The organism is Cellulosimicrobium sp. BMG9.23, assembly GCF_059159985.1.
In genome coordinates this window covers 171147-197396 of sequence record NZ_JBZGBZ010000008.1, presented here as the reverse complement: position 1 = coordinate 197396, position 26250 = coordinate 171147, and the positions used below count along the sequence as shown (strand labels likewise).

The window sequence follows — 26250 nt, the reverse complement described above, 5'->3', positions numbered from 1 at the left end:
ACCTAGCCCGGCGGGGCGACCTCGGCGAGCAGGACGTCGAGGACCTCGCGAGCCTTCTCGCGCCCGGGCCAGCGGAACCGGAGCTCGAGGGAGCGCGCGGCGGCGGCGACGTCGAGCCCGCGCGCCGACCGCAGCCGCCGCAGGATCTCGAGCGCCGTGCCACGGTCGCAGCGGGTCGCGACGTCCAGCGCGGTGCGCCGCGGATCCGTCACCAGGACGCCGGCGACGAGCTCGGTCTCCGAGCGCAGCACCGCGGACTGCCGGGGGACACGGCCCGGCAGCGGCGTCGGTCGGTGGGTTCCCGGCGGGTAGAGGACGTCGAGCCGGGCCGGGCGTGGACCGCCGCACAGCACCCAGGCGGCGCCGGGCCCCGCGAGCACGGTGCGCGCCGGCACGAGGTCACGGACGGCCAGCGCTCGCAGGGTCGGTGTGTGCGGGACGCGCGCCGGCGCGGCGACGCCGCCCCAGACCTCGACGAGCGCGCCGCGTCGCACGAGGTCGTCGTACGCCACCCGGCCGCCCACCTCGGACGGCCGCACGAGCAGCCCGACCTCCACGGCGCGTGGCGCGAGCAGGCGCGCGAGGGGCGGGTACGTCGCGCCGGCCGGCTCGACGGGGGCGTCGTCCGGGAGGTCGGGGGCTCGCCGACGGGGCGTGACGGTGCTCATCCCCACACCGTGCCCGACGACGGGCAGACGCGACAGGGGCCGGCACCCGCCTGTGGACGAGTGCCGGCCCGTGGTCGCGCCAGGGCGGCTCAGCCGCGCGAGTCCTCGGCCGCCCGGACGACCTGCTCGAGCCACGCGCGACGTGCGGTGAGCGCGGTCTCGAGGTCGGCGGCGGCGCGCTTGTCCCCACGCTCCTGCGCCGCGGCGAGGTCGGCCTCCAGACCCTCGATCGCGGACTCGAGCTGCGCGGCGGCACCCTCCGCACGAGCCCGCGTCTCCGGGTTGGTGCGCGTCCACTGCGCCTGCTCCGCGTCGCGGACGGCGTTCTCGACGGCGCGCAGGCGCCCCTCGACGCGCTGCAGGTCGCCGCGCGGCACGCGACCGGCCTGCTCCCACCGCTCCTGGATGTCCCGCAGGGCCGTCTTCGCGGCGGCGAGGTCCCGCACGGGGACGAGGGCCTCTGCCTCGGTGAGGATGGCCTCCTTCACCTCGAGGTTCGCCGCGTACTCGGCGTCGGTGGCGGAGCTCGCCGCGTCCCGCGCCTGGAAGAACGTGTCCTGCGCCGATCGGAACCGGGCCCACAAGGCGTCGTCGTCACGACGGCTGGCGCGCCCGGCCGCCTTCCAGCGAGCCATGAGGTCGCGGTACGCACCCGCGGTCGGGCCCCAGTCGGTGCTCGTCGCGAGCGACTCGGCCTCCTCGACGAGCTTCTCCTTCTCCGCCTTGGCAGAGGTGTTGCGCTGCTCGAGCTCGGCGAAGTAGTGGCGCCGCTCGCGGTCGAACGCGGTGCGCGCGTGGCTGAACCGCTTCCACAGGGACTCCTCGCTCGCCCGGTCGATGCGGGGACCGGAGCGCTGCGCCTCCTTCCAACGCTCGAGCAGGCCGCGGAGCTCCTCGCCCGCCGGACGCCACTGCATGCGGCTCGGGTCGGTCGCCGCGATCTTCTCGGCCGCCTCGATGATCTCCGTGCGCGCGGCGAGCGCGGCCGACTTCGCGGCGGCGCGCTCGGCCTCCAGCAGGCGACGACGCTCGGCCGCGACCGAACGCAGGTTCTCGACCTGGGCGCGCAGGGCGTCGAGGTCGCCGACGGCCGACGGCTCGGCCGTCTCCTCGGAGAGCCGCGCGAGCGTCTGGTCGATCTCCTTCACGGACAGGTCCGTGCCGGTGAGACGCGCCTCGAAGAGCGCGACCTTCGCCTGGAGGTCGAGATAGCGGCGCACGTAGAGCGTGAGCGCCTCGTCCGTGTCGACGCCCGGGAACTGCCCGACGACGCGCTCGCCGGCCTGCTCGCGGACGTGCACGGTGCCGTCGTCGTCCACCCGGCCGAACTCCCTGGCGGCCTTCGCGGCGGGGGAGTCGTCGGCGAGGGCCGGCACGGCCGGCACGGTCGGCACGGTCGGCACCGCCGGCGCGGCGGGGACCTCGGCTGCCGAGGGCGTCGTCGGGGCGGTACCCGACGGAGCGGGCCGGCGCGGCGGGTGCGGGACGGCGGACGGCTTGGGGCGCGGCACCGGGCGCGGGGCCGGGCGGTCAGCAGGGCTCGGCTCGACCGGGGCCGGGGCAGCGTCCTCGGCGGTCACCCCCGAGTCGGTGTCATCCCCGTCGGTCTCGTCCTGGTCCGTCTCGCCCGACTCAGCCTCGGCCGCGGGCTCTGCCGGCTCTTCGGCCGCGGGCTCTGCAGGCTCTTCGGCCGGCTCCGCGGCGGCGGGCTCTGCAGGCTCTTCGGCCGGCTCCGCGGCGGCGGGCTCGGGCGACTCCTCTGCCGTCTCCTCGGCCACGGGCTCTGCCGACTCGGTGTCCACCGGTGCGTCCGCGGGCGCCTCGACCGGGACGGCCTCGGTCGCCTCGGTCGGGGTCGTCTCCGACTGCGTCGACTCCGTCTCGGTCGCCTCGACCCGTCCGGTCGCGTCCGCCTCTGCGGGCTCCGTCACCGGCGTGCTCGCCTCGTTGTTCGCGGGATCGCTCACTGGGTCTCAACTCCTTCGATGGTGACCGGGGTCGCGGGGGAGCCGTCGCCGGCCCCGTCCGCGGTCCCCGCGTCAGCGACTGCCTGGACGACGTCCAGACCGGATGTGATGGTGCCGAACACGGTGTAACCACCCGCGGCGTCGGCCGGGATGGTCGAGTCCTCGTAGACGAGGAAGAACTGGGAGCCCATCGACTCGCCGTTGCCGCCCTGGCGCGCCATGGCGACGGTGCCCGCGGGGTAGACGTCGTCGGTCGGGGCGTTCTCGACGGGGCCGAACATGTACCCCGGGTCGCCGGTGCCGGTGCCGGTGGGGTCGCCGCACTGCAGCACGTAGATCCCCGAGGTGGTCAGCCGGTGGCACGACGTGTCGTCGAAGTACCCGGAGTCGGCGAGCGCGACGAAGCTCGCCACCGCCTGCGGTGCGGCGGCGCCGTCGAGGGAGAGGGTGATGTCGCCGGCGCTCGTCGTGAGCGTCGAGGTCCATTCGCGCCCCTCGGCCGCGGACGCGGGCGGCAGGGTGTGCTCACCGGTGCTGCTCGACGTGCTGCCGGTGGTGGCGTCAGGCTCCGCGGCGGGGTCCGTCCCGGGGTCCTGGGCCGCCGACAGCGCCCACCAGACCACGACGCCGATGACGAGGAGGGCCAGGACGACGCCGACGATCGACCATCGGCGCTGACGTCGTGCCCGCAGCTGCGCCTGGTGCCGCTCCCACTTCTCCTGGCGGCGGCGCGCCTGCTCGCGCTGCTTGCTCTTCGTCGACACCCCAGCTCCTTCGTCGTCCGCCGTGACGGCGCGCGCGGTCGACCACGGTGCGCCCACGGTCGGTACGGGACAGTCTAGGCACCGCGGCCGCCGGAGCCCCGCGGATTCTCGCGCCTCAGGTCACGGTCCGGTATCGACCTCGCCGCTCGCGGTCGCGGCGGCGGCAGGTCGGGACGCTAGCCTCGGGCCGTGGACGGACGGACGGGACACGACAGGACGACGGCGGACGACGACGGCGCAGGCGGCCCCGACGGGGGCGCTCCCCACGGACGGCTCGACGTCGCGGTGGTCGTCGCGCCGGTCTTCGGGACGAACTGCGCGCTCGTCAGCGCACCCGGCGGTGACTGCGTCGTCGTCGACGCGGGTGCGGGCGTCGCGGAGGCGGTCACGGCGTCGGTCGAGCGCCGCGGTCTCGTCCCGCGTGCCGTCCTCGCGACCCACGGCCACGTCGACCACACGTGGGACGCCGCGGAGCTGTGCGAGCGCTTCGGCGTGCCGCTCGTCCTCCACGCCGCGGACGCGTACCGGCTGGCGGACCCGTTCGGCACGCTCGAGCGACGGCCCGCGGCCTCCGCCGGACCGGGCGCCACGGGAGCGGCGCTGGTCTCGGGGCCGCTCGGCGAGGCGCTGCGTGCCGCCGGGGCGGGCCCGGGCGACTACCGGGAGCCGACCGACGTGCAGGCGTTCGAGGCCGACGCCGGCCACGCGCACGCACTGCGCCTCGGCGACCTCGTCCTGAGCGCCGTGGGGGCGCCCGGGCACACCGAGGGCTCCACGCTCTGCCTGCTCGGCCGACCGGGGGCCGGTCTCGTGCTGAGCGGCGACGTCCTGTTCGCGGGGTCAGTCGGGCGCACGGACCTGCCCGGCGGCGACGGGGCGACGATGTCGCGGACGCTGCGGGACGTCGTCGGGCGCCTGGACGCGCGCTGGGACGTGCTGCCGGGCCACGGTCCCGCGACGACCGTCGCCCGAGAGCTCGCGACCAACCCGTTCCTCGCCCAGGGCTGACGTCTGGAAGGATCAGGTCCCATGGCCAGGCCCACACCCCTCTCCGGATTCCCCGAATGGCTGCCCGACGGACGGATCGTCGAGCAGCACGTCCTCGACGTGCTGCGCCGCACGTTCGAGCTGCACGGCTTCGCGGGGGTCGAGACGCGCGCGGTGGAGCCGCTCGACCAGCTCCTGCGCAAGGGGGAGACGTCGAAGGAGGTCTACGTCCTGCGCCGGCTCCAGGAGGAGGCGGGGGAGGGCGACGAGGGCCGCACCGGTCGGCCCGAGAAGCAGCTCGGCCTCCACTTCGACCTGACCGTCCCGTTCGCCCGCTACGTGCTCGAGAACGCGGGGCACCTGGCGTTCCCCTTCAAGCGGTACCAGATCCAGAAGGTCTGGCGCGGGGAACGCCCCCAGGACGGGCGGTTCCGTGAGTTCACGCAGGCGGACATCGACGTCGTCGGTGCCGGCGAGCTGCCGTACCACTTCGAGGTCGAGCTCCCGCTCGTCATGGCGGAGGCGCTCGGCGCGCTGCGCGAGCTCGGGGTCCCCGAGGTGCGCGTGCTCGTCAACAACCGGCGCGTCGCCGAGGGCTTCTACCGCGGGCTCGGGCTCGACTCCGTAGACGACGTGCTGCGCCAGATCGACAAGCTCGACAAGATCGGCCCCGAGAAGGTCGCCGGCCTCCTCGTCGCGGAGGCCGGCGCGACGCCCGAGCAGGCGGACGCGTGCCTGGCCCTCGCCGCCATCAGCGGCACGGACACGACCGTGGTCGACCGCGTGCGGGCGCTCGCGGCCGAGCGTGGCGTGACGAGCGAGCTCATGGAGACCGGGCTGGGCGAGCTGGCCGCCATCATCGAGGCGGCGAGCGTACGCGCTCCCGGCGTCGTCGTCGCGGACCTCAAGATCGCCCGCGGCCTCGACTACTACACGGGCTCCGTGTACGAGACCGTGCTCGTGGGGCACGAGCAGCTCGGCTCGATCTGCTCCGGCGGCCGCTACGACACCCTCGCGTCCGACGGCGCGACGACGTACCCGGGCGTCGGGCTGTCGATCGGCGTCTCGCGGCTCGTCTCGCGCCTGCTGTCGGCGGGGCTGGTGCGCGCGACGCGCTCGGTGCCGAGCGCCGTCGTGGTGGCCGTGACGAGCGAGGAGTCCCGTCCGGCGTCGGACGCGGTGGCCACGGCGCTCCGGGCGCGCGGCATCCCCGTCGAGGTGGCGCCGAGCGCGGCGAAGTTCGGCAAGCAGATCCGGTTCGCCGACCGCCGCGGCATCCCGTTCGTGTGGTTCCCCGCGGCCGGGCAGCTCGACGACGCGGGCGAGCCGCGACCCGACCAGGTCAAGGACATCCGGTCGGGCGAGCAGGTCGACGCCGACGCCGCGTCGTGGGCGCCGCCTGCCGAGGATCTCTGGCCCCGGGTCGTGCCGGGAGCCTGATCCTCGCGCCCCGGGGTCCGGGCCGCGGGGCACGCGTCATCCGGTGAGCGCGCCGAGCCCGGTCAGCCAGCCGACGCGCGCGCCGAGCACGACGACGCCCGCGGCCGCTGCGAGGACCGCCACGGCCGCGAGCACGTCGCGCGAGCCGAGCGCGACCGGGCGGGAGGTCGTGCGCGGCCCGGCCCCGAGCCCGCGCGACTCGAGGGCGATCGCGAGCCGTTCGGACCGTCGGATCGCGCCGACGAGCAGCGCGAAGGCCGCCGTGCCCAGCGCGCGCGGCGAGCGTGGGAGATACCCCGCGGCGCGGCGCGGGTCCCGGACCGCCTGCGCGCACCGGATGGTGTGCCACGTGCCGGGAAGCTCCTCCAGCAGCCGGTGCGCCGCGAGCACGGCGAACGTCCACGTGGCGGGCAGCCGGGCGTGCTGGTGCAGGCTCGTCATGAGGCGCACGGGTTCCGTCGTCAGCACGAGCGTCAGGGACAGGACGCCGACGAACAGCGTGCGCAGCGCGAGCGAGGCACCGATCGTCAGCCCGGTCGCACCGACGGTGACGGGGCCCACGACGACCGCGTCGCCGCCGGGGCGCGTCAGGACGTTGACCACGAGCAGGCTCGTCGCGAACACGAGGAACGGCACGTGGCCCAGGGCGACGGCGCGCAGCGGCACCCGCCCGAGCACCAGGAGCGCGGCGAGGGCGAGGACGTAGCCGATCGCGGGCGTCACGGGGTCCGTCACGAGCAGCGCCGCGGTCGACAGCACCAGCACGGTCGCGAGCTTGACGGTCGGGTTCCACCGCGCGAGCGGGCTCATCCGTGCACCGCCGGGACACGGTCGTCGCGGCCGGTTCCCGACCGGGTGACGAGCGCCTCGTCGAGCGCACGGACGAGCGCGCGCATCCCGACCCCCTGGACCTGGCCCGAGCGCGCCCACCACTCGAGCAGCGGCGGCCGGGCGAGACGTGCACCGGCGCACAGCGCGTCGTCAGCGAGCGCGTCCGCGGTCTCCCGCGTCGCGACGATCCGGCCGTCGACGACGACGGCCACCCGGTCCGCGACCCGCGCGACGAGGGTCAGGTCGTGCGTGACGAGCGCGACGGCGCCCCCGCGGTCCGCGAGGTCTCGCAGGACCCGGGCGGTCGCGTCGGCCTGGGCGCGGTCGAGCCCGAAGGTCGGTTCGTCCGCGAGCAGGACCGGGGGATCGAGCACGGTCGCGGTCGCGAGGGACAGCCGCCGCTGCTCGCCGCCCGAGAGGCGGAACGGGTTCGAATCGGCGAGGTGGGTGAGCCCGTACGCCGCGAGCGTCCGCGCGACGCGCTCGTCGAGGTCGGCGACGCCCGCGAGGCGTGGCGACCACGCGACCTCGTCGCGGACGGTCCGCGCGAGGAGCTGGTGCTCGGGATCCTGGAAGACCATCGCGACGGGCGCCGTCCCGGCCACCGTCAGCGTGCCGGAGCGCGGTTCCAGCCCGGCGAGCCCCCGCAGCAGCGTGGACTTCCCGCTCCCGTTGGGTCCGACGACGGCGAGCACCTCGCCGGCGTGCAGGTCGAGGTCGACGTCGCGCACGACCGGCGCCCTCGACCGTGTCACCGTGAACGAGCGCGCACCGAGCGCGACGCGTGCTGGGCGGTCGAGGGACGGGGCAGTGGGTGACGGGGCGATGGGTGACGAGGAGGCGAGGTCGACGAGCCACGCGTCGGTGCGGTCGGAGCCGAGCGGTCCGGGTGCACCGGCCGCCTCGAGCAGCACGTCGAGAGGGAGCCAGCAGCCGAGCTCCACGAGCCGCTGCGCGTGCTCGCGCAGCACGACGCCGGTGGGGCCGTGCGCGACGACGCGCCCCCCGTCGTCGAGCACGAGCGTGGCGTCGGGCAGGCCGCCGAGCTCGTCGAGGCGGTGCTCCACGACCACCACGGTGCGCCGCTGCGGAGCCGGGCCGGACGGCCCGGGGTGCGCCGCGCCGTCGGGCCATGGCACACCCGGAACGCCCGCGATCCGGGCGACGAGCGATCCGATCTCGCGTGCTCCCGCGGGGTCGAGGAGCGCGGTGGGCTCGTCCAGGACGAGCACCGCGGGGTCGGTGACGAGCGCGGCGGCGAGCGCGACGCGCTGCGCCTCCCCGCCGGACAGCGCGCTCGTCGACCGCGCTCGCAGGTGCGTGGCCCCCGCCGCGGCGAGGGCCTGCGCGGACCGGTCGTCGATCGTGGCCGGGTCGGCGGCCCGGTTCTCGAGCGCGAAGCGCAGCTCGTCCTCGACGCCGCCGAGGCACAGCTGGTCGCCGGGGCTCTGCTGCACGAGACCGACGTCCGCGGCGAGGCGCGCCACGGCGACCTCGCGGGGGTCGTGGCCGACGACCTCCACGTCGCCGGTCACGTGGCCGGGCAGCGTGTGCGGGACGACCCCGGTGAGCACGCGCAGCAGCGTCGACTTGCCGCACCCGGACGGTCCGACGACGAGCAGCCCGCTCCCCTCGGGGACGTCCACGCTCACGCCGTCGAGCACGGGGAGGTCGTCGTGACCGACGCTGACGGTCAGGCGCCGGGTCCGCACGGCCGCCGGCGCCGCGGGGCGCGGTCCGGCCTCAGCCACGGCGCGCCCCGATCGCGAACGCGTCGAGGGCACCGGTGCGCGCGAGCGCGTCGCCGAGCAGGCGCGCGGCGATCCCGCACAGCAGCACGCACGACACGACCTGGATGCCGAGCCGGAGCATCGCGTAGTCCTGGCCGAGCCACCCGAACCGGACCGCGTTGAACGCGTACGTGACGAGGGCCGCGCTCACGCCGGACGTGACGAAGACCCACCAGCCGTAGCGGCGGTAGCGCGTGAGGGCGAAGGGCAGCTCGGCTCCCGCGCCCTGCACGAGCCCGACGAGCAGCAGGAGGGGCCCCGCGGGCGAGGCGAGGAACACGACCTCGACGAGCGCAGCGAGCGTCTCGGTGAGGATCCCGACGCCCGGCTTGCGCACGATGTACGTCGCGAGCGGTCCGACGACGATCCAGGCACCGGCGAGCACGTTCGCGGCGAGGTCGGCGAGCGGGCCCATCGCGAGCTGGAGCGGCGCCCAGAGCTGGACGAACGCCCAATAGACGAAGCCGAACACGACGCCGAGAACAGCGACGAGCACGGTCTCGTGGAGCGTCAGGCCGCGGCGCCGTCGGGACGTCCCTGGCGGGGGCGTGCCGGTTCGTTCGGCGGTTCGTCCGGCAGGTCGGGCTGCGGGTCGGGCGGTGGGCTCGGTCATGCGGGTCCCTTCGTCGGGCCGCGACGGGTGCACGACGACGCGTCCCGCACCTGCGCGCGCACGGTGCCCGGCTGCGCGGCCGTGCCGACGCGTGCGGGCGCGTGCGGGCGTAGGGGACGGTGACGTCGGCCCTGCTCCCTTCGCTGGTACGAACCAGATCAGGTTCCACGGGTCTGCCGGTGGGACACGGAGGTCCGGCCGGCACTCTCAGCGCTCGTGCGCTCCCCGGGGGCGTTCGGGCCGACCCTAGGGGCTCGTCCGCCCGCGGACAATCCCCGTCTCACGATCTCGGCTCGCCACGACCCTGCGGGAACACTTCTTGACACGCGCGTCGAACACCTGTTCGAATGGCGAGGTGCGATGGGACGGACAGGCGATCGGCGCGGACGACGGCGCGCTCCCGGGGCTGGAGCGCGCCGGGCTGGTGCGCAGCGTCCGCACGCCCGAGTTCGCCGGGATCACGTTCCACGAGGTCACCGCCAAGAGCGCACTGTCCAAGGTGCCCGCGATGTCGCGCATGCCGTTCCGCTGGACGGTCAACCCGTACCGCGGCTGCAGCCACGCCTGCTCGTACTGCCTGAGCCCGCAGACCCCCGTGCTCCTCGCCGACGGGACGCAGCGGCCCGTCGGCGAGCTCCAGGTGGGCGACGAGATCGTCGGCACCCAGGCGCACGGCGCCTACCGCCGGTACGTCCGCACCCGCGTGCTCGACCGCTGGACCACGCGCAAGCGCGCCTATCGCGTGACGCTCGCCGACGGGACGCGTCTGGTCGCGAGCGGTGACCACCGGTTCCTCACCGAACGGGGCTGGCGCCACGTGGTCGCAGGAGCGGGCCACCACGCCCACCTCGCGCTCGGGGACGTCCTCGTCGGCCCGGGACGGAGCGGCTTGCGGGAGCTCGCCGCCACGGCTGCGGCGGACGAGGATTCCGGCGCCTCGCCCCTCCTCGGGCGGGACGTCACCAGCGGTGACGCCCTGCGCGTCGAGTCGCTGGAGGCGCTCGGCGGCGCTGACGACCTCGTCGAGCTCGTCGACATCACGACGGGGACGCGCGACTTCGTCGCGGCCGGCGTCGTGAGCCACAACTGCTTCGCACGCCCGACGCACCAGTACCTCGACCTCGACGCGGGCGACGACTTCGACCGCGAGGTCGTCGTCAAGGTCAACGTCGACGACGTGCTGCGCGCCGAGCTGGCCAAGCGGACGTGGACGCACGAGCCCGTCGCGCTCGGGACGAACACCGACCCGTACCAGCGCGCGGAGGGCCGGTACCGGCTCATGCCGGGGATCGTCTCAGCGCTCGCGGACTCCGGCACGCCGCTGTCGATCCTCACCAAGGGCACGCTCCTGCGCCGCGACCTGCCGCTGCTCGTCGACGCGGCGTCGCGCGTCGAGGTCGGGGTCGGGGTGTCGCTCGCGCTGCTCGACCCCGAGCTGCAGGCGTCCGTCGAGCCCGGCACGCCGAGCCCTCGCGCACGCCTCGACCTGATCCGCACGATCCGCGAGGCAGGGCTGCCCTGCGGTGTCATGGTCGCCCCCGTGCTGCCGTGGCTCACGGACTCCACGCGCGCGCTCACCGACCTCCTCGACGCGGTGAAGGACGCGGGTGCCACCGGGGTGACCGTGCTGCCGCTGCACCTCAAGCCCGGGACGCGGGAGTGGTTCATGTCCTGGCTCGCGCGCGAGCACCCCCGCCTCGTCCCCGGGTACGAACGGGTCTACGACCGCGGCACGTACGCGTCCAAGGCCTACCGGTCCTGGTTGTGGGACCGTGTGCGCCCGATGCTCGAGACGCGGGGCTTCGCCGTCTCGGGCCACCGCGGCCCGTCGGGCGTCGAGGGTCGCTACCGGAGCGGCGAGCTCGGCGGGCTCGGTGCCGCCGAGCCGCCCGTCGACGGCGCGTACCCCCGCGGCAGCCTCGCCCGCCCGGCCGCCCCGTCGGCGGCCGGAGGGGCGCTCGCCGGCATGCCGGTCGACGGCGGCGCGCTCGACCTCGCGGGCGGCGGCGTGGAGCAGGTGCTCTTCTGAGGCCCGCTGTCAGCGGTCGGCGAGGCGGGCCGGGAACCCGCCCGTCGCGACCGGGCCCCAGCGGATGATCGTCACCCGGACGAGGCACTTGCCCTGCGCGACCATCGCCGCGCGGTACTCGTCCCAGTCCGGGTGCTCGCCCGAGATCGCGCGGTAGTAGTCGACGAGCGGCTCGACCGCGTCGGGCAGCTCGATCACCTCGGCGGTCCCGTCCACCTGGACCCACGGGTCGGAGAATCCCGGACCGAGCGACAGGAGCGACGCCTGCGGCCGACGACGCAGGTTCGCGGCCTTCGCGCGCTCCGGGTACGTCGACACCACGACCCGGCCCTCACCGTCGACCCCGTACGTCACCGGGCTGAGCTGCGGCGAGCCGTCGGAACGCGTCGTGACGAGCACCCCGTCGTGGCGCGAGCGGAGCAGCTCGACGAGCTCGTCACGCTCGATCCGGCGGGCGGTGGCGATGGTGCGGGGCATGCGGATCCTCCTGGTGGGCTCGGGTGCGTCACCGACTAGACTCGCACGGGCGCTCGTCGCGCCCCCACTCCTCACGCGACCCCTCGTACGACATGGAAGGACGAACTCCGTGCTCCGCACCCACACGGCCGGCTCACTGCGGGCCGAGCACACCGGTCAGACCGTCACCCTCACGGGCTGGGTCGACCGTCGGCGCGATCACGGGGGAGTGGCCTTCATCGACCTGCGCGACGCGTCCGGCATCGCCCAGGTCGTCATCCGCGACGAGTCCGTCGCCCACCCGCTCCGCAACGAGTTCGTGCTCCAGGTCACCGGCGAGGTCTCGCGGCGCCCCGACGGGAACGAGAACCGGAACCTGCCGACGGGCGAGATCGAGGTCCTCGCGAGCGACGTCGTCGTGCTCAACACGTCCGAGGCACTGCCGTTCCAGGTGTCGACGGCGCTCGCGGACACCGAGACGATCGGCGAGGAGGCGCGCCTCAAGCACCGCTACCTGGATCTGCGCAGGCCTGCGCCGTCTGCTGCGCTTCGCCTGCGGTCCAAGGTCAACCAGGCCGCGCGCCGCGTGCTCGACGCCGAGGAGTTCGTCGAGATCGAGACCCCGACCCTCACGCGCTCCACGCCCGAGGGCGCGCGCGACTTCCTCGTGCCCGCGCGCCTGTCGCCCGGTTCCTGGTACGCCCTGCCCCAGTCGCCGCAGCTGTTCAAGCAGCTGCTCATGGTCGCGGGCATGGAGCGCTACTACCAGATCGCGCGCTGCTACCGCGACGAGGACTTCCGCGCCGACCGCCAGCCCGAGTTCACGCAGCTCGATGTCGAGATGAGCTTCGTCGAGCAGGACGACGTCATCGCGCTCGCCGAGAAGATCCTCGTCGCGCTGTGGGAGCTCGTGGGGTACACGATCCCGACGCCGATCCCGCGCATGACGTTCCACGACGCGATGCGGCTGTACGGCAGCGACAAGCCGGACCTGCGCTTCGGCAACCCGCTCGTCGAGCTCACGGACTACTTCAAGGACACGCCGTTCCGCGTGTTCCAGGCCGAGTACGTGGGCGCCGTCGTGATGGCCGGCGGCGCCTCGCAGCCGCGCCGCCAGTTCGACGCGTGGCAGGAGTGGGCCAAGCAGCGCGGCGCTCGCGGCCTCGCCTACGTGACGTTCCAGGAGGACGGGACGCTGGCCGGTCCCGTCGCCAAGAACCTGTCCGACGCCGAGCGCGAGGGCCTGCAGGCCGCGACGGGCGCGCGGCCGGGTGACGCCGTGTTCTTCGCCGCCGGCAAGACGTCCGACTCGCGCGCGCTGCTCGGTGCTGCGCGCCAGGAGATCGCGAAGCGCACGGGGGCGATCGACGAGAACGCGTGGGCCTTCGTGTGGGTCGTCGACGCGCCGCTGTTCAAGCCGACCGGGGAGGCCGCCGCCGAGGGCGACGTCACGCTCGGCAGCTCTGCCTGGACGGCCGTGCACCACGCGTTCACGTCCCCGACGCCGGAGTGGGTCGACACGTTCGAGTCCGCGCCGGGCGACGCGCTCGCCTACGCGTACGACATCGTGTGCAACGGCAACGAGATCGGCGGCGGCTCGATCCGTATCCACCGCCGCGACGTGCAGGAGCGCGTGTTCGACGTCATGGGCATCGGCCCCGAGGAGGCGCAGGAGAAGTTCGGCTTCCTGCTCGACGCCTTCAAGTTCGGCGCGCCGCCGCACGGCGGCATCGCGTTCGGCTGGGACCGCATCGTCGCGCTGCTCACGCAGTCGGACTCGATCCGCGACGTCATCGCGTTCCCCAAGTCCGGCGGCGGCTACGACCCGCTGACGCAGGCGCCCGCGCCGATCACGCCGGAGCAGCGCAAGGAGGCGGGCGTCGACGCCAAGCCGGCTGCGAAGGGTGAGCCCGGAAACCTCCCGGCGGCCGCCGCGGAGTGACGACCAGCACCTCCCGTGAGGGCGTGCCGACCCGGGACCGGGACGGCGCGCCCTCACGCGTGTCGCGGGTCTCGCGGGTGCCGTCCGCGTGGGACGACCATCCCGTGGTGCGCGCTGAGCGGCACGCGTGGGACGTCCTCGACGTCGGAGCGCGGGACGACGCGCTCGTCGTGCGACGCGCGCTCGACGACGACCGGGTGGGGCTGTGGGGACTCGGCACGCCCGACGGTGTCGCGCGCCTCCTCCTCGACGAGACCGACCTGGCCGCGAACGCGGTGCGCTCGTCGCTCCCGCACGGGACGACGGCCGCGGCGTCCGCCCTCGTCGACGGCTCCGTCGCGCGCCTGCCGGCGCACCTGCGCACGGAGCCCGTCTCGCGGTGGGACTGGTTCACCGCGACGACCGATCCGCCCGTCCAGCCGGGGGAGGAGCGCGTCGTCGAGCTCGACGGGGCCCTCGGACGCGCGGCGGCGCGTGCCGCTCTCGACCGCGCGAACCCCGCGGCGGAGCTCGACCCGCACGACCCGGCCACGCGGTGGTGGGGCTGGCAGGACGATGCGGGCGTCGTGCGCGGGGTCGCCGGGGCGCGGTGCGAGGGACCGGGCGTGCCCTGGGTGCTCGGGGGCGTCGCCACGGACCCGGCGGTGCGTGGGCGCGGCGTCGCGCGGTCCGTCACGGCGGTCGCCACGCGTGCCGCGCTCCGGCACGACGAGATCGTCGTCCTGGGCATGTACGCGGACAACGGCGCCGCGCGACGCGTCTACGAGCGGCTCGGGTACGTCGTCACGCAGCAGTTCGAGTCACGCCGCTGATCCGGCGCCGGTCCGGGCCGGTCCCGCCGCGGACCTGACCGACCATGCCCGGCCGTGCTGCCGGACGCCCGCTGTCAGTGCGAGAGCGAGAGCCGCCGCTGCACCCGACGCAGGGGGCCCGGCGCCCACCAGTTGAACCGGCCGAGGAGCGTCATCGTGGCCGGCACGAGGAGCAGGCGGACGATCGTCGCGTCGATGAGCACCGCGACCGCGAGGGCGAAGCCCACCTCCTTGATGACGAGGAGATCGCCGAACACGAAGCCCGTGAAGACGACGACGATGATCGCGGCGGCCGACGTGATGATCCGGCCGGACCGCTGGAGCCCGAGCCGGACCGCCTCGTCGTTCGGGTGACCGGCGTCGTAGAGCTCCTTGACGCGCGCGAGGAGGAACACCTCGTAGTCCATCGCGAGCCCGAACGCGAAGGCGACGACCAGGGCGACGACGTACGTCTCGATCCCCCCGACCGACGAGAACCCGAGCAGCCCCTCGAGGTGGCCGTCCTGGAACACCCACACCAGCACGCCGAGGGACGCCGCGAGCGAGAGCACGTTCGTGAGCAGCGCCTTGACGGGGATCACGACAGAGCCGGTCATGAGGAACAGCAGGATCATGGTGGCGACCACGACGATCCCCACCGCCCACCACACCCGTTCTCCGAGCGCGTCGAGGAAGTCCACCTGGCCGGCGGCCTGGCCCGTGACCCACACCTCCGTGCCCGCGTCGAGAGCGCGCACGTCGCGCACGACGGAGACGGCCTCCGGGCTGCCGGCGTCGCCACCCTCGACGTGGATGCCGACGACGGCGTAGCCGTCGAGCGCCGCCGCCGGGTCCACCTGCGCGACGCCGTCGACGCCCTCGACCTGGTCCGCCCAGGCCTGCGCCCCCTCGACACCGCCGTCCACCACGGCGACGACCTGCGGGCCCGCGCTCGACGGGTACTCAGCGGCGAGCTCGTCGACGAACTCGCGCTGGGGCGCGCTCGGCGGCAGCAGCTCGATCCCCGAGTTGCGCATGTGCAGGCCCAGCACGGGGAGCGCGAGCACCACGAGCAGGCCGACCGTCGTGAGCAGCACCCACCACGGGTGGCGCTGGACGCGCCCGGCGAGACGCGAGAAGACGCCCTCGTCGGACTGCACGTCGGCGGTGCGCGCGAGGACGCGCCGCAGTCCCGGGACCCGACCCAGGAGTCCGGGCCTGGCGAGCCTGCGGCCCGTGAACGCGAGCAGCGCCGGCACGAGCGTCAGCGCGGTGGCGACGGCGATCAGCACGACGGCGAGCCCGCCGGCACCCACCGAGCGCAGGATGTCGGGCCGGAAGACCATGAGTCCGGCGATCGAGATCGCCACCGTGAGCGCCGAGAACGCGACGGTGCGCCCGGCCGTCGCCATCGTCCGGACGAGTGCCTCGTGCACCACCCCGTCGCCGCGTCGTCGTCGCAGCGACGGGTCGTCGCCGGCGTCGATCAGCCGGTGCAGCTCCTCGCGGAACCGCGAGACGACGAGGAGCCCGTAGTCGATCGACAGCCCGAGCCCGAGCACGGTGACGACGTTGACGACCGATGCGTCGACGTCGAGCAGGTACGTCAGGCCGAACAGCGCGCCGAGGCCGCTGCCGATGGACGCGATGGCCCCGGCCATGGGCATCGCGGCGGCGAGGAACCCGCCGAAGACGAGCACCATGATGAGCAGCGCGACCGGGAGCGAGACCTTCTCGCCCGTCGTGAGGTCCTCCTGGACCTGCGTCGTGATCGCCTCGACGATGAGGTCGTTCGACCCGACGAGCCCGGTCGCGTCGCCCGCCACGTCGGGAGCGGCGTCGGCGAGCTCCGCGGGGACGGCCTCGAGGTCCTCCACGACCTGGGCGGCCACGGCGTCCGACCGCTCGGGCTCGAGGTCGGTGCGCAGCGTGACCACCGTGAGGAAGCCGTCGCCGCTCTCCGCGACGAGCGGCTGGGCCGCCTCGTCCTCGACGCCGCCGGGCAGGACGTACGGGTTGATGACGGTCTCGACACCCTCGATCGCGACGAGACCCGCGTTGAGGTCCGTCATGGCGTCCGCGACCGCGGTGTCCGCCGGGTCGACGCCGCGGACCAGGAGCGTGATCTCGGGTCCGCTGTCGTCGTTGTCGGCGAGGATCTCGTCCGCCTGCGCGCTCGGGGAGCCGGGTACCGACGGCGCACCGGTCGTCACGCGGTCGAACAGGCCTTCGCCCTGGACCCCGAACAGCGCGACCGCGAAACCGACGGCCGTGAGCACGACCCAGACGAGGACCGTGAGGCGGGGATGGCGGGCGATGCGGCGACCGAGGCTCGAGAACACGAGCGTCAGCATCCCATCCGGCCTCGTGGGCTGTCAGATCGCGTGCGCCGCTGTGGACGACCTTCACCCGACCTCCCCGAGCGGACCGCGCCGTCGGTGGCGGTGCGTAGGCTCGTCCGCATGCCCACCCCGCTCACCGGCGACCTCTTCGGCGGCGACCTGTTCGGTGCCGCGACCTCCGGCACCCAGGGGACGCCTCGCCCGGGTCCCGGCGCGCCCCTCGCCGTCCGCATGCGCCCGGCGACGCTCGACGAGGTCGCCGGTCAGTCGCACCTGCTCGTGGCGGGGTCACCCCTGCGCCGGCTCATCGAGGCGGGCGCGCCCGGTACGTCGCGCGCCGCCCCCGGCTCGGTGATCCTGTGGGGCCCGCCCGGCACGGGCAAGACGACGCTCGCGTACCTCATCGCGACCGCCTCCGGACGCCGGTTCGTCGAGCTCTCCGCGGTCACCGCGGGCGTGAAGGACGTGCGCGCCGTCGTGGAGGACGCGCGTCGCCGCCTCGCGACGGGCGGCGAGGAGACCGTCCTGTTCATCGACGAGGTCCACCGCTTCTCCAAGTCCCAGCAGGACGCGCTGCTGCCCAGCGTGGAGAACCGCTGGGTCACGCTCGTCGCCGCGACCACGGAGAACCCGAGCTTCTCCGTGAACTCGCCGCTGCTCTCCCGGTCCCTCCTGCTCACGCTCCAGCCGCTCGACGACGACGACGTGCGCGCCCTCGTGCGGCGCGCCGTCGCCGACGGACGGGGGCTGGACGGCCTCGTCGAGCTCACGGACGAGGCGGAGGGTCACCTCGTCCGGCTAGCCGGCGGGGACGCCCGCAAGGCGCTCACGGTGCTCGAGGCCGCGGCCGGCGCGGCGCTCTCCGACCCGCCGGGCATCGCTCCGGACGACGTGCCTGCCGGATCCGCCGGGAAGCCGGCGGACGAGGAGGGGCACGCGTCGGAGGACGCCGCACCCTCGTCGCGGCCCGACGTCGCGGTCGTCGACCTCGACACGGTCGAGCGCGCCGTCGACGTCGCCGCCGTGCGGTACGACCGCGACGGCGACCAGCACTACGACGTGGTCTCCGCGTTCATCAAGTCGATGCGCGGCTCCGACGTGGACGCGTCGCTGCACTACCTCGCGCGCATGATCGCGGCGGGCGAGGACCCGCGGTTCATCGCCCGCCGCATCGTCATCGCGGCCGCCGAGGACGTGGGCATGGCGGACCCCTCGGCGCTCCAGACCGCCGTCGCCGCCGCGCAGGCCGTGCAGCTCATCGGCATGCCGGAGGGGCGCATCGTCCTCGCCGAGGCGGTCGTCCACCTCGCGACGGCGCCGAAGTCGAACGCCGCGTACCTCGGGATCGACGCGGCTCTGGCCGACGTGCGCGCCGGCCGGGCGGGCTCGGTGCCGCCGCACCTGCGCGACGCGCACTACCCGGGCGCGAAGCAGCTCGGCCACGGCGCCGGGTACCGGTACGCGCACGACGCGCCGCACGCCGTCGCCCCGCAGCAGTACCTGCCCGACTCGCTCGACGGCGCCCGCTACTACACGCCGAGCGACCGGGGCTACGAACGCCAGGTCGCGGAGCGGCTGGCGCGCGTGCGGGAGATCCTCGACCAGCGCACCCCGAGATAGCGATCCCCGGCCGAGATAGCGACCCCCGACCGGCTACGCCGACGCCTCGGACCGCAGATCGCCATCTCGCGAGATCGTCCGTCTCGCAGGCGTCGACGACCGACCACAGGGACCCTCGCCCCGTCCGGCCGTCCACAGGCGGTGGCGCGGACAGGGACACCGGCCGGCGTGCCTGTGGGGATGACGACCATGCCGCAGACACGACCCCCGTCCCGACCCGGAGGTCCACGACCTCGGCCACGACGGCTCCCGGAGCTCGTCCGGTCATGGCGGTCCGGCGCGAGCGGGAGCACCTGACCAACCTGGCAGCGGCCATGCAGACCTTGACCACCGACCTCTGGGCGAGCCGCACGAGCGCCGCGCTGCTGTGGGGCTGCTGGACGTTCGGACTGCGGCGCGAGGCGGAGATCACCCAGCTGCGTCCGCCGGAAATCAGGAGATCGGCTGGTCCGGTCCGACGACACTGGACCACGCTCCCGCACCGGGACCGGACCGTGCTCGACGGGGTCCCGGTGACGACCCTCGAGCGCACGACGGTGGACTGCGCGCTCACGCTCCCGGGCGAGCAGGCCGCCGTCGTCGCCGAGTCCGCCCTGCGCATCGGCGTCGACCGGTCCGTCGTCCGGGCGATCCTCGCGGAGTCGCCGGGCGAGGCGCGGCTGCGGTGGCTCCTCGCCGATGCGGGCTGCCCCCGCTCTCCGCGGCGATCGAGGTGCGGACATGGGTGGGCTCGCGGTGGATCGACCTCGGGTGGCCGGACGTCAAGGTCGGGTTCCAGTTCGACGGTCGCGTCAAGTACGAGGGCGACCCGGCGGAGGTCGCGCGGAAGCTGCTCGAGGAGAAACGACGCCATGACGCCGTGGTCGAGGCGGGCTGGATCCTCCTCCGGGTGACCTGGGACGAGCTGGATGACGTCGCTCTCTCGACCGGGGATCGCTATCTCGCGGGTGCGGTAGACTTCTCAGGTTGCCTTCCGGCGACCACCTGGGACCTCGGCCCCGACCCGTCTTCTCCTCTCCAGGAGAGCGTCGCGGTCCATCGGCTGGTCCCGCACCCGGCTCTCGACGTCTCGTCGAGGACGACGGGTGTGACGTCAGTACCCACACGACAGGAATGAGATACCGCTGTGACGTCTGTCAAGCGCTCGCGCCGCCAGGTCCGCCTGAGCCGCGCCCTGGGCATCGCCCTGACCCCGAAGGCCGTCAAGCACTTCGAGAAGCGCCCGTACCCCCCGGGCGAGCACGGCCGTGCGCGCCGTCGCACCGAGTCGGACTACGCGGTCCGTCTGCGCGAGAAGCAGCGCCTGCGCGCGCAGTACATGCTGCGTGAGAAGCAGCTCGCCCGCGCGTACGAGGACGCCCGCAAGGACAAGGGCCTGACCGGTGAGGCGCTCGTCGAGAACCTCGAGACCCGTCTCGACGCTCTCGTCCTGCGTGCCGGCTTCGCCCGCACGATCCTGCAGGCGCGCCAGCACGTGACGCACCGCCACATCCTCGTGGACGGCAAGATCGTGGACCGCCCCTCGTTCCGCGTGAAGCCGGGCCAGACCCTCCAGGTCAAGCCCAAGAGCCAGGCGACCACGCCGTTCCAGGTCGCGGCCGCGGGCGCGCACCGCGACGTGCTGCCGGCCGTCCCGGCCTACCTGGACGTCCAGCTCGAGAAGCTCAGCGCGATCCTCGTGCGTCGCCCGAAGCGTGCCGAGGTCCCCGTGACCTGCGAGGTCCAGCTCGTCGTCGAGTACTACGCTCGCTGAGTCCCGCTCCGGACGCCTCGCTCACCGCTTCGTCGGCGAGCGAGGCGTTCGTGCGTCCGGGCAGGTCTGGTCCGCGAGCCCGGTCTGCAGGTCCCATCGTCGGGTCAGGCCGCCCTGCGGCCCTTCGACGGCGCGGGGCGGGTAGTGTTTCGCGGGCGTGATCCGTCGTATTCAGGCACAGGAGGAAGAATGTCCCTGGGAGATGTGGCCGGCCTCATCGCCGCGATCGCCTTCGTGCTGCTCGTGGGCCTGCTCGCGGTGCCCCTCCTCAAGCTCGGTCGTGTGCTCGACGAGGCGCGCGCGAGCATCAAGGAGGTCACGGACCACTCCGTGCCGATCCTCGACGAGGCGGCGACGACGGTGGCGACCACCAACAGCCAGCTCGTCAAGGTGGACACCATCACGACGTCGGCCGCGCAGGTGAGCGAGAACGTCTCCGCCCTCACCGGCCTGTACGCGGCGACGTTCGGTGCGCCGCTCGTCAAGGTCGCGGCCTTCACCTACGGCGTCCGGCAGGCGTTCGCCCGCTCGTTCGGCCGGTCGACCGGCGGCACCTCGTCCGGCGAGAAGGGCGCGCGCTGATGCGCCGCGTCTTCTGGGTCGGCGTGGGCGTCGCGATCACGGTCGTCGTGGTCGTGAAGGGCCGGCAGGTCCTCGCGCGCTACGCGCCGGCGTCGCTCGTCGACCAGGCGACCGACCGGGTCAACGGCCTCGGGGAGAAGGCCGTGCACCTCGTCCGCGACTTCCGCACGGAGTTCACGACGGCGCGCGATGCGCGCGAGCGCGAGCTCCTGGCGGCCCTCCTCGCCGAGGGGCAGGAGGACCCCGCCGCGGTCCGCGCGCGTCGCGCCACCGCCGGCCGGCACACGAGACCGGACGCTCGCGCAGACGGCGACGACGACGAGGACCTCCTCGGTTACTCCTTCTGACGCCGAACGCCTGCCCGAATCCTGTGGCCCTGCCGGGCCCGCCCCACGAAGACCGAAGGACATCATGCGCACCGCCGAGATCCGCAAGCGCTGGCTCGACTACTTCGCCGACCGCGATCACACCGTGGTCCCCTCGGCGTCCCTCGTCTCGCCCGACCCGTCGACGCTGTTCACCATCGCCGGCATGGTCCCGTTCATCCCGTACATGACGGGTGAGCAGACGCCGCCGTGGGACCGCGCGACGAGCGTGCAGAAGTGCGTGCGGACGCTCGACATCGACGAGGTCGGCAAGACGACGCGGCACGGCACGTTCTTCCAGATGAACGGCAACTTCTCGTTCGGCGACTACTTCAAGGAAGGTGCGATCACCTACGCCTGGGACCTCATCACGAGCCCGCAGGCCGAGGGTGGCTACGGCTTCGACCCCGAGACCATCTGGGTGACCGTCTACCACGACGACGACGAGGCGCGTCAGCTCTGGAAGCGCATCGCCGGGCTGCCCGACGAGCGCATCCAGGCGCGCGGCAAGGCGGACAACTACTGGACGACGGGCCAGCCCGGGCCGGCCGGCCCGTGCTCGGAGATCTACGTCGACCGTGGGCCCGCGTACGGCAAGGAGGGCGGGCCCGTCGTCGACGAGGACCGCTACCTCGAGATCTGGAACCTCGTGTTCATGCAGTACGCGATCGACGACGTGCGCTCCAAGGAGGAGTTCCGCATCGTCTCCGAGCTCGCGCGCAAGAACATCGACACGGGCATGGGCCTCGAGCGTGTCGCGTACCTGCTCCAGGGCAAGGACAACCTCTACGAGATCGACGAGGTCTTCCCCGTCATCTCGGCAGCGCAGGAGCTCTCGGGCAGGCGCTACGGGGCGAACCGGGACGACGACGTGCGCATGCGCGTCGTCGCCGACCACGTGCGCTCGGCGCTCATGATCATCAGCGACGGCGTGCGCCCCTCGAACGAGGGCCGCGGCTACGTCCTGCGCCGCCTGCTGCGCCGCTCCGTGCGCGCGATGCGTCTGCTGGGGGTCGAGGGCCACGCGCTGCCGGCGCTGTTCCCCGTGAGCCGCGACGCCATGGCCGCCTCCTACCCGGAGGTCGCGACCGACTTCGAGCGCATCTCCTCGATCGCGTACGCGGAGGAGGACGCGTTCCGGCGCACCCTGACGTCCGGGACGACGATCCTCGACACGGCCGTGTCGAGGGCGAAGGCGACGGCCGGCCCGAGCGGCACGCCCGTGCTCGGCGGGGACCAGGCGTTCGCGCTGCACGACACCTACGGGTTCCCGATCGACCTGACGCTCGAGATGGCTGCCGAGCAGGGCGTGCAGGTCGACGAGAAGGCGTTCCGCTCCCTCATGGCCGAGCAGCGTACGCGCGCCCGTGCCGACGCGCTCGCCAAGCGCTCGGGCGGCGTGGACACCGCTGCGTACGAGTCGCTCGCCTCGGAGCTCTCCACGCCCCTCGAGTTCCTCGGGTACACCGAGTCGACCGCGGCCGTGAAGGTCGCCGGTCTGCTCGTCGACGGCGTGCCCGCTCCGGCGGCGACCGCTCCGGCGGACGTCGAGGTCGTGCTCGACCGCACGCCCTTCTACGCCGAAGCCGGCGGCCAGCTCGCCGACCACGGCACGATCGTGCTCGACGGCGGCGCGACCATCGAGGTCGACGACGTGCAGCGTCCGATCAAGGGCCTGTCGGTGCACCGAGGCCGCCTCGTCGAGGGGACCGCGGCGCTGGGCGACCCCGGCACCGCGACGATCGACACGGCGCGCCGCAAGGCGATCAGTCGTGCGCACTCGGCGACGCACATGATCCACAAGGCGCTGCAGGAGTCGCTCGGCAAGGACGCGACGCAGGCCGGTTCGGAGAACGCGCCGAGCCGCATCCGGTTCGACTTCCGCCGCTCGTCGGCGGTGCCGGGCGGGGCGCTGTCGGAGATCGAGGAGCGGGTCAACACCCAGCTCGCCGAGAACCTCGACGTCACGGACCAGCTCATGCCGATCGCCGAGGCGCGCGCGATGGGCGCGATGGCCCTGTTCGGCGAGAAGTACGGCGACACCGTGCGCGTCGTGTCGATCGGCGGCGACTGGTCGCGCGAGCTGTGCGCGGGCACGCACGTGCAGCGCACGGGCCAGCTCGGCCTCGTCACGCTGCTCGGCGAGTCGTCCATCGGTTCCGGCGTGCGCCGCGTCGACGCGCTCGTGGGCGACGGCGCGTACGGCTTCCAGGCCAAGGAGCACGCGCTCGTCGGGCAGCTCACCGGACTGCTCAACGTGCGCAGCGACGAGCTCCCCGACCGGGTGGGCTCGCTCGTGTCGCGGCTGCGCGACGCCGAGAAGGAGCTCGCCCAGCTGCGTCAGGCGCAGCTGCTCGCCGTCGCCGGGTCGCTGGCTGCCAGCGCGGAGCGTGTTGGCGAGGTGCGCGTCGTCGTGCACGACGCCGGGGAGGTCGCCTCGGCGGACGACCTGCGGGCGCTCGCCCTCGACGTGCGCGGTCGCCTCGGGGAGTCCGAGCCGAGCGTCGTCGCCGTCGGTGGTGTCGCGAAGGGCCGCCCACAGGTGGTCGTCGTGACGAACGCGTCCGCGCGCGCGGCCGGGCTGCGTGCCGGCTCGCTCGCGAAGACCGCGGCCCAGACGCTCGGCGGCGGAGGCGGCGGCAAGGACGACATGGCCCAGGGTGGCGGCACCGACGTCTCGGCGCTGCCCGCCGCTCTGCAGGGCGTGCGCGACGGCGCCTCCTCGGCCGCGTGACGGTGCCCGCCGTTCCCCTGCCCGACGCCGGGCGCGCCCTCCCGCGGGGGGCGCGCCTGGGCGTCGACGTCGGCAGCGTGCGTGTCGGCCTGGCCGCGAGCGACCCCGACGGTCTCGTCGCGACCCCGGTCGAGACGCTCGCCCGTGACGCCGCCGCAGGTCAGGGCGTCCCGCGGGACGTCGCCCGGGTCGCGCAGGAGGTGCAGGAGCGCGGCGCCGCCGTCGTCTACGTCGGCCTGCCGCGGCACCTCTCGGGGGCCGAAGGTGCCGCCGCGCAGGATGCCCGGGCGTACGCTGGGAGCGTGGCACGCGCCGTCGCACCCGTCCCGGTGCACCTCGTCGACGAGCGGATGACGACGGTGAGCGCCCACCAGGTGCTCCACGCCGCCGGGCGCTCGGGCCGCAAGCACCGCGCCGTCGTCGACCAGGCAGCGGCCGTTATCATTCTGCAGACCGCTCTCGACGCCGAGCGGGGCGCGGGGGCGCGCGCCGGAGAACCTGTAGACCCGACAGGAGACCACCGACAGTGACCGACCTGTTCGAACGCCCCACCGTCCAGGGGGACCAGCAGCCGGCGCGATCGTCGCGCTCGGCGGAGCGCGCGCGCCGCGCCGCGAAGAAGCGCAAGGCGCGGCGTCGTCGTCGCGCCGCGGTCGTGGTGCTCGTCTCGCTGCTCGTCGTGGGGGGCGCCGGTTACGTCATCTCGCAGAACGTCACGAGCCTCTTCGGCTTCGACAACCCGCTGGAGGCGAAGGACTTCGAGGGTCCCGGCACCGAGCCCGTGGACGTCGTGATCGAACCGGGCTCGACGGGACGCGACATGGGCACGGCGCTCGTCGACGCGGGCGTGGTCGCGAGCACCGCGGCGTTCGTCGAGGCGTTCGAGGCCAACGGCAACGCCGGGACGATCCAGCCCGGGACGCACACGCTGCTCAAGGGCATGAGCGCGGAGTACGCCGTCGCGCGCCTGGTCGCGAACGACAGCCGGGTCGAGACGAAGATCACCATCCCGGAGGGATGGACGGTCGAGCGTGTGCTCGACCAGACGTCCTCCGTGACCGGTATCCCCGTCGAGGAGCTCCAGGCCGCGATGGCAGACACCGCGGCGACCGGCCTGCCCGCCGAGGCGAACGGGAACTACGAGGGCTGGCTCTACCCGACGACGTACGTCCTGGAGCCGGACGAGACGACGGCCATCGGAGTGATCCAGCGCATGGTCAGCCAGACGGTGCTCGAGCTCGACGGTCTCGGCGTTCCTGCAGCCGACCGGCAGACCGTGCTCATCAAGGCATCCCTCATCGAGCGCGAGGCGAAGCACGACGAGGACCGCCCGAAGATGGCGCGCGTCATCGAGAACCGGCTCGCGGTCGGCGAGCGGCTCGGGATCGACGCGGCCGTCGCGTACGGCGCCGGGAAGTCCGGAGAGGACCTCACGCGGGACGACCTGGCCGACACGAGCAACCCGTACAACCTGCGCGCGCTGACCGGGCTGCCGCCGGGGCCGATCGCCTCGCCTGGCAAGGCGTCCGTCGAAGCCGTGCTGAACCCTGAGCCGGGGGACTGGATGTTCTGGGTCACTGTGAACCTCGACACCGGCGAGACGATCTTCACGGAGACCTACGCGGAGCACCAGGTGTACGAGCAGCAGCTCAAGCAGTGGCTCGAGGAGAACGCCGGGTGAGCGGGTCGTCCACGCCGCGCCGTGCCGCGGTCCTCGGGCACCCGGTCGCGCACTCGCTGTCCCCGGTGCTGCACCGGGCCGCCTATGACGCGCTCGGGCTCGACGGCTGGCGGTACGACGCGATCGACACGACCGAGGAGCAGCTCCCGGTGCTCGTGTCGACGCTCGACGCGTCGTGGGCCGGGCTGAGCCTGACGATGCCGCTCAAGCACGCGGTGATCCCGCTGCTCGACCACGTGGACCCGCTCGCGAACGTCGTCGGTGCGGTGAACACCCTCGTGGTGCAGCCGACGGGCGGTCGGCGACCGACGTTCGTCGGCACCAACACGGACGTGCACGGCCTCGTCGCCGCGCTGCGCGAAGGGCTCGGCAAGCGCTCGGTGAGGTCTGCGGTCGTGCTCGGCGCGGGCGCGACCGCGGCGTCCACCCTCGCCGCTCTCGCCGAGCTGGGCTGCGCGTCCCCGACGGTGCTGGTCCGCTCGCTCGGTCGCACCGGCGGTCTCCAGCGTGCCGCGCACCGCATGGGCGTCGAGCCGCGGTTCGAGATCCTTGACCCGACGGCCGCGACGGTGCACGACCGCCTCGCCGGAGCGGACGTCGTCGTCGCGACGCTCCCGTCCCGCGCCGCGGACCCGGTGGCGGACGCGCTCGCGACGTCCGGGACCATGCCCGGGGGAGTCCTCCTCGACGTCGTCTACGATCCCCAGCCGACAGCGCTCTCCGCGGCCTGGGCTGCGGCGGGCGCGACCGTCGTGGGGGGCGAGCGCATGCTCCTGCACCAGGCAGCGGAGCAGGTGCGTCTCATGACCGGCTGCGCTGCGCCGCTTGATGCGATGGGCTATGTCCTCTTGTCCAAGATGACCTAGGCGCCAGCCTTGTGCCGTGAAGTGTGACC

Annotated in this window: 22 protein-coding genes and 1 riboswitch; of the genes, 14 read left to right on the top strand and 8 right to left on the bottom strand. The window is 74.0% G+C overall.

Annotated features, from left to right (window positions below):
* Positions 1 to 2 precede the first annotated feature (2 nt).
* The 3 genes from AC4H2G_RS15590 to AC4H2G_RS15580 form a co-directional block, all read right to left on the bottom strand.
* The gene (locus AC4H2G_RS15590) at positions 3 to 668 is read right to left on the bottom strand and encodes a hypothetical protein (RefSeq protein ID WP_494366644.1); all 666 of its coding nucleotides are present in this window, start codon (positions 666 to 668) and stop codon (positions 3 to 5) included.
* Between the two features lie 89 nt (positions 669 to 757).
* On the bottom strand, positions 758 to 2635 hold the full coding sequence (locus tag AC4H2G_RS15585) for a DUF349 domain-containing protein (protein ID WP_494366643.1): 1878 nt from the start codon (positions 2633 to 2635) through the stop codon (positions 758 to 760).
* Positions 2632 to 3399 carry a peptidylprolyl isomerase gene (locus tag AC4H2G_RS15580; protein WP_494366642.1) on the bottom strand — a complete coding sequence of 256 codons (768 nt, stop codon included), beginning with the start codon at positions 3397 to 3399 and terminating at the stop codon, positions 2632 to 2634. The genes AC4H2G_RS15585 and AC4H2G_RS15580 overlap by 4 nt, the downstream gene beginning before the upstream one ends.
* Positions 3400 to 3588: 189 nt before the next feature.
* Here AC4H2G_RS15580 and AC4H2G_RS15575 point away from each other — a divergent pair, with 189 nt between their 5' ends.
* Both AC4H2G_RS15575 and hisS read left to right on the top strand, forming a co-directional pair.
* Positions 3589 to 4407 carry an MBL fold metallo-hydrolase gene (locus tag AC4H2G_RS15575; RefSeq protein WP_494366641.1) on the top strand — a complete coding sequence of 273 codons (819 nt, stop codon included), beginning with the start codon at positions 3589 to 3591 and terminating at the stop codon, positions 4405 to 4407.
* A gap of 21 nt (positions 4408 to 4428) precedes the next feature.
* On the top strand, positions 4429 to 5826 hold the full coding sequence (gene hisS, locus AC4H2G_RS15570; RefSeq protein WP_494366640.1) for a histidine--tRNA ligase: 1398 nt from the start codon (positions 4429 to 4431) through the stop codon (positions 5824 to 5826).
* A 36-nt stretch (positions 5827 to 5862) separates the two neighbouring features.
* Here hisS and AC4H2G_RS15565 read toward each other — a convergent pair whose 3' ends face one another.
* The 3 genes from AC4H2G_RS15565 to AC4H2G_RS15555 are packed head-to-tail and all read right to left on the bottom strand — an operon-like array spanning position 5863 to position 9060.
* On the bottom strand, positions 5863 to 6636 hold the full coding sequence (locus AC4H2G_RS15565; protein ID WP_494366639.1) for an energy-coupling factor transporter transmembrane component T family protein: 774 nt from the start codon (positions 6634 to 6636) through the stop codon (positions 5863 to 5865).
* Positions 6633 to 8408: an ABC transporter ATP-binding protein gene (locus AC4H2G_RS15560; protein WP_494366638.1), complete on the bottom strand. Its 1776-nt coding sequence runs from the start codon at positions 8406 to 8408 to the stop codon at positions 6633 to 6635. Before AC4H2G_RS15560 ends, AC4H2G_RS15565 begins: the two co-directional genes overlap by 4 nt.
* The gene (locus tag AC4H2G_RS15555; RefSeq protein WP_494366637.1) at positions 8401 to 9060 is read right to left on the bottom strand and encodes an ECF transporter S component; all 660 of its coding nucleotides are present in this window, start codon (positions 9058 to 9060) and stop codon (positions 8401 to 8403) included. Before AC4H2G_RS15555 ends, AC4H2G_RS15560 begins: the two co-directional genes overlap by 8 nt.
* Before the next feature lie 116 nt (positions 9061 to 9176).
* Positions 9177 to 9298, bottom strand: a riboswitch (TPP riboswitch).
* A 117-nt stretch (positions 9299 to 9415) separates the two neighbouring features.
* Here AC4H2G_RS15555 and AC4H2G_RS15550 point away from each other — a divergent pair.
* Positions 9416 to 11089: an Rv2578c family radical SAM protein gene (locus AC4H2G_RS15550; RefSeq protein WP_494366636.1), complete on the top strand. Its 1674-nt coding sequence runs from the start codon at positions 9416 to 9418 to the stop codon at positions 11087 to 11089.
* 9 nt (positions 11090 to 11098) lie between these two features.
* On the opposite strand, the gene AC4H2G_RS15545 is transcribed toward AC4H2G_RS15550, so the two are convergent.
* On the bottom strand, positions 11099 to 11566 hold the full coding sequence (locus AC4H2G_RS15545) for a PPOX class F420-dependent oxidoreductase (RefSeq protein WP_494366635.1): 468 nt from the start codon (positions 11564 to 11566) through the stop codon (positions 11099 to 11101).
* A gap of 109 nt (positions 11567 to 11675) precedes the next feature.
* Between AC4H2G_RS15545 and aspS the strand changes: the two genes are divergently transcribed.
* Positions 11676 to 13487 (top strand): aspartate--tRNA ligase, encoded by a 1812-nt coding sequence (gene aspS / locus AC4H2G_RS15540; protein ID WP_494366634.1) that lies wholly within the window; start codon positions 11676 to 11678, stop codon positions 13485 to 13487.
* Positions 13488 to 13594: 107 nt separating this feature from the next.
* Complete coding sequence (locus AC4H2G_RS15535; protein ID WP_494366633.1) at positions 13595 to 14299, top strand: GNAT family N-acetyltransferase; 705 nt, start codon at positions 13595 to 13597, stop codon at positions 14297 to 14299.
* 74 nt (positions 14300 to 14373) lie between these two features.
* Here AC4H2G_RS15535 and AC4H2G_RS15530 read toward each other — a convergent pair whose 3' ends face one another.
* The gene (locus AC4H2G_RS15530) at positions 14374 to 16620 is read right to left on the bottom strand and encodes an MMPL family transporter (RefSeq protein WP_494366632.1); all 2247 of its coding nucleotides are present in this window, start codon (positions 16618 to 16620) and stop codon (positions 14374 to 14376) included.
* Between the two features lie 120 nt (positions 16621 to 16740).
* Here AC4H2G_RS15530 and AC4H2G_RS15525 point away from each other — a divergent pair, with 120 nt between their 5' ends.
* The 9 genes from AC4H2G_RS15525 to AC4H2G_RS15485 all read left to right on the top strand — a co-directional run bounded on the left by AC4H2G_RS15525 (position 16741) and on the right by AC4H2G_RS15485 (position 26221).
* Entirely contained in the window at positions 16741 to 18240 is a 1500-nt protein-coding gene (locus AC4H2G_RS15525) for a replication-associated recombination protein A (protein ID WP_494366631.1), read from the top strand.
* A gap of 664 nt (positions 18241 to 18904) precedes the next feature.
* Positions 18905 to 19357: a putative endonuclease domain-containing protein gene (locus AC4H2G_RS15520; RefSeq protein ID WP_494366630.1), complete on the top strand. Its 453-nt coding sequence runs from the start codon at positions 18905 to 18907 to the stop codon at positions 19355 to 19357.
* A gap of 9 nt (positions 19358 to 19366) precedes the next feature.
* On the top strand, positions 19367 to 19993 hold the full coding sequence (rpsD, locus tag AC4H2G_RS15515; RefSeq protein WP_251150918.1) for a 30S ribosomal protein S4: 627 nt from the start codon (positions 19367 to 19369) through the stop codon (positions 19991 to 19993).
* Positions 19994 to 20182: 189 nt separating this feature from the next.
* Positions 20183 to 20575, top strand: a complete 393-nt coding sequence (locus tag AC4H2G_RS15510; protein WP_494366629.1) for a DUF948 domain-containing protein — start codon at positions 20183 to 20185, stop codon at positions 20573 to 20575.
* Positions 20575 to 20922 carry a hypothetical protein gene (locus AC4H2G_RS15505; RefSeq protein ID WP_494366628.1) on the top strand — a complete coding sequence of 116 codons (348 nt, stop codon included), beginning with the start codon at positions 20575 to 20577 and terminating at the stop codon, positions 20920 to 20922. Before AC4H2G_RS15510 ends, AC4H2G_RS15505 begins: the two co-directional genes overlap by 1 nt.
* A 64-nt stretch (positions 20923 to 20986) precedes the next feature.
* Entirely contained in the window at positions 20987 to 23674 is a 2688-nt protein-coding gene (gene alaS, locus AC4H2G_RS15500) for an alanine--tRNA ligase (RefSeq protein WP_494366627.1), read from the top strand.
* Positions 23671 to 24204 carry a Holliday junction resolvase RuvX gene (gene ruvX / locus AC4H2G_RS15495; RefSeq protein ID WP_494366626.1) on the top strand — a complete coding sequence of 178 codons (534 nt, stop codon included), beginning with the start codon at positions 23671 to 23673 and terminating at the stop codon, positions 24202 to 24204. Before alaS ends, ruvX begins: the two co-directional genes overlap by 4 nt.
* Positions 24201 to 25355, top strand: coding sequence for an endolytic transglycosylase MltG (gene mltG / locus AC4H2G_RS15490; RefSeq protein ID WP_494366625.1), 1155 nt, complete (start codon positions 24201 to 24203; stop codon positions 25353 to 25355). Before ruvX ends, mltG begins: the two co-directional genes overlap by 4 nt.
* Positions 25352 to 26221: a shikimate dehydrogenase gene (locus tag AC4H2G_RS15485; RefSeq protein ID WP_494366624.1), complete on the top strand. Its 870-nt coding sequence runs from the start codon at positions 25352 to 25354 to the stop codon at positions 26219 to 26221. Before mltG ends, AC4H2G_RS15485 begins: the two co-directional genes overlap by 4 nt.
* Positions 26222 to 26250: the final 29 nt, after the last annotated feature.

Bases quoted from the DNA above. Each gene is read 5' to 3' on its own strand.
- AC4H2G_RS15590 (WP_494366644.1), bottom strand. From the start codon at position 668: ATGAGCACCGTCACGCCCCGTCGGCGAGCCCCCGACCTCCCGGACGAC.
- hisS (WP_494366640.1), top strand. From the start codon at position 4,429: ATGGCCAGGCCCACACCCCTCTCCGGATTCCCCGAATGGCTGCCCGAC.
- AC4H2G_RS15565 (WP_494366639.1), bottom strand. From the start codon at position 6,636: ATGAGCCCGCTCGCGCGGTGGAACCCGACCGTCAAGCTCGCGACCGTG.
- AC4H2G_RS15555 (WP_494366637.1), bottom strand. From the start codon at position 9,060: ATGACCGAGCCCACCGCCCGACCCGCAGCCCGACCTGCCGGACGAACC.
- AC4H2G_RS15545 (WP_494366635.1), bottom strand. From the start codon at position 11,566: ATGCCCCGCACCATCGCCACCGCCCGCCGGATCGAGCGTGACGAGCTC.
- AC4H2G_RS15525 (WP_494366631.1), top strand. From the start codon at position 16,741: ATGCCCACCCCGCTCACCGGCGACCTCTTCGGCGGCGACCTGTTCGGT.
- AC4H2G_RS15510 (WP_494366629.1), top strand. From the start codon at position 20,183: ATGTCCCTGGGAGATGTGGCCGGCCTCATCGCCGCGATCGCCTTCGTG.
- AC4H2G_RS15505 (WP_494366628.1), top strand. From the start codon at position 20,575: ATGCGCCGCGTCTTCTGGGTCGGCGTGGGCGTCGCGATCACGGTCGTC.
- alaS (WP_494366627.1), top strand. From the start codon at position 20,987: ATGCGCACCGCCGAGATCCGCAAGCGCTGGCTCGACTACTTCGCCGAC.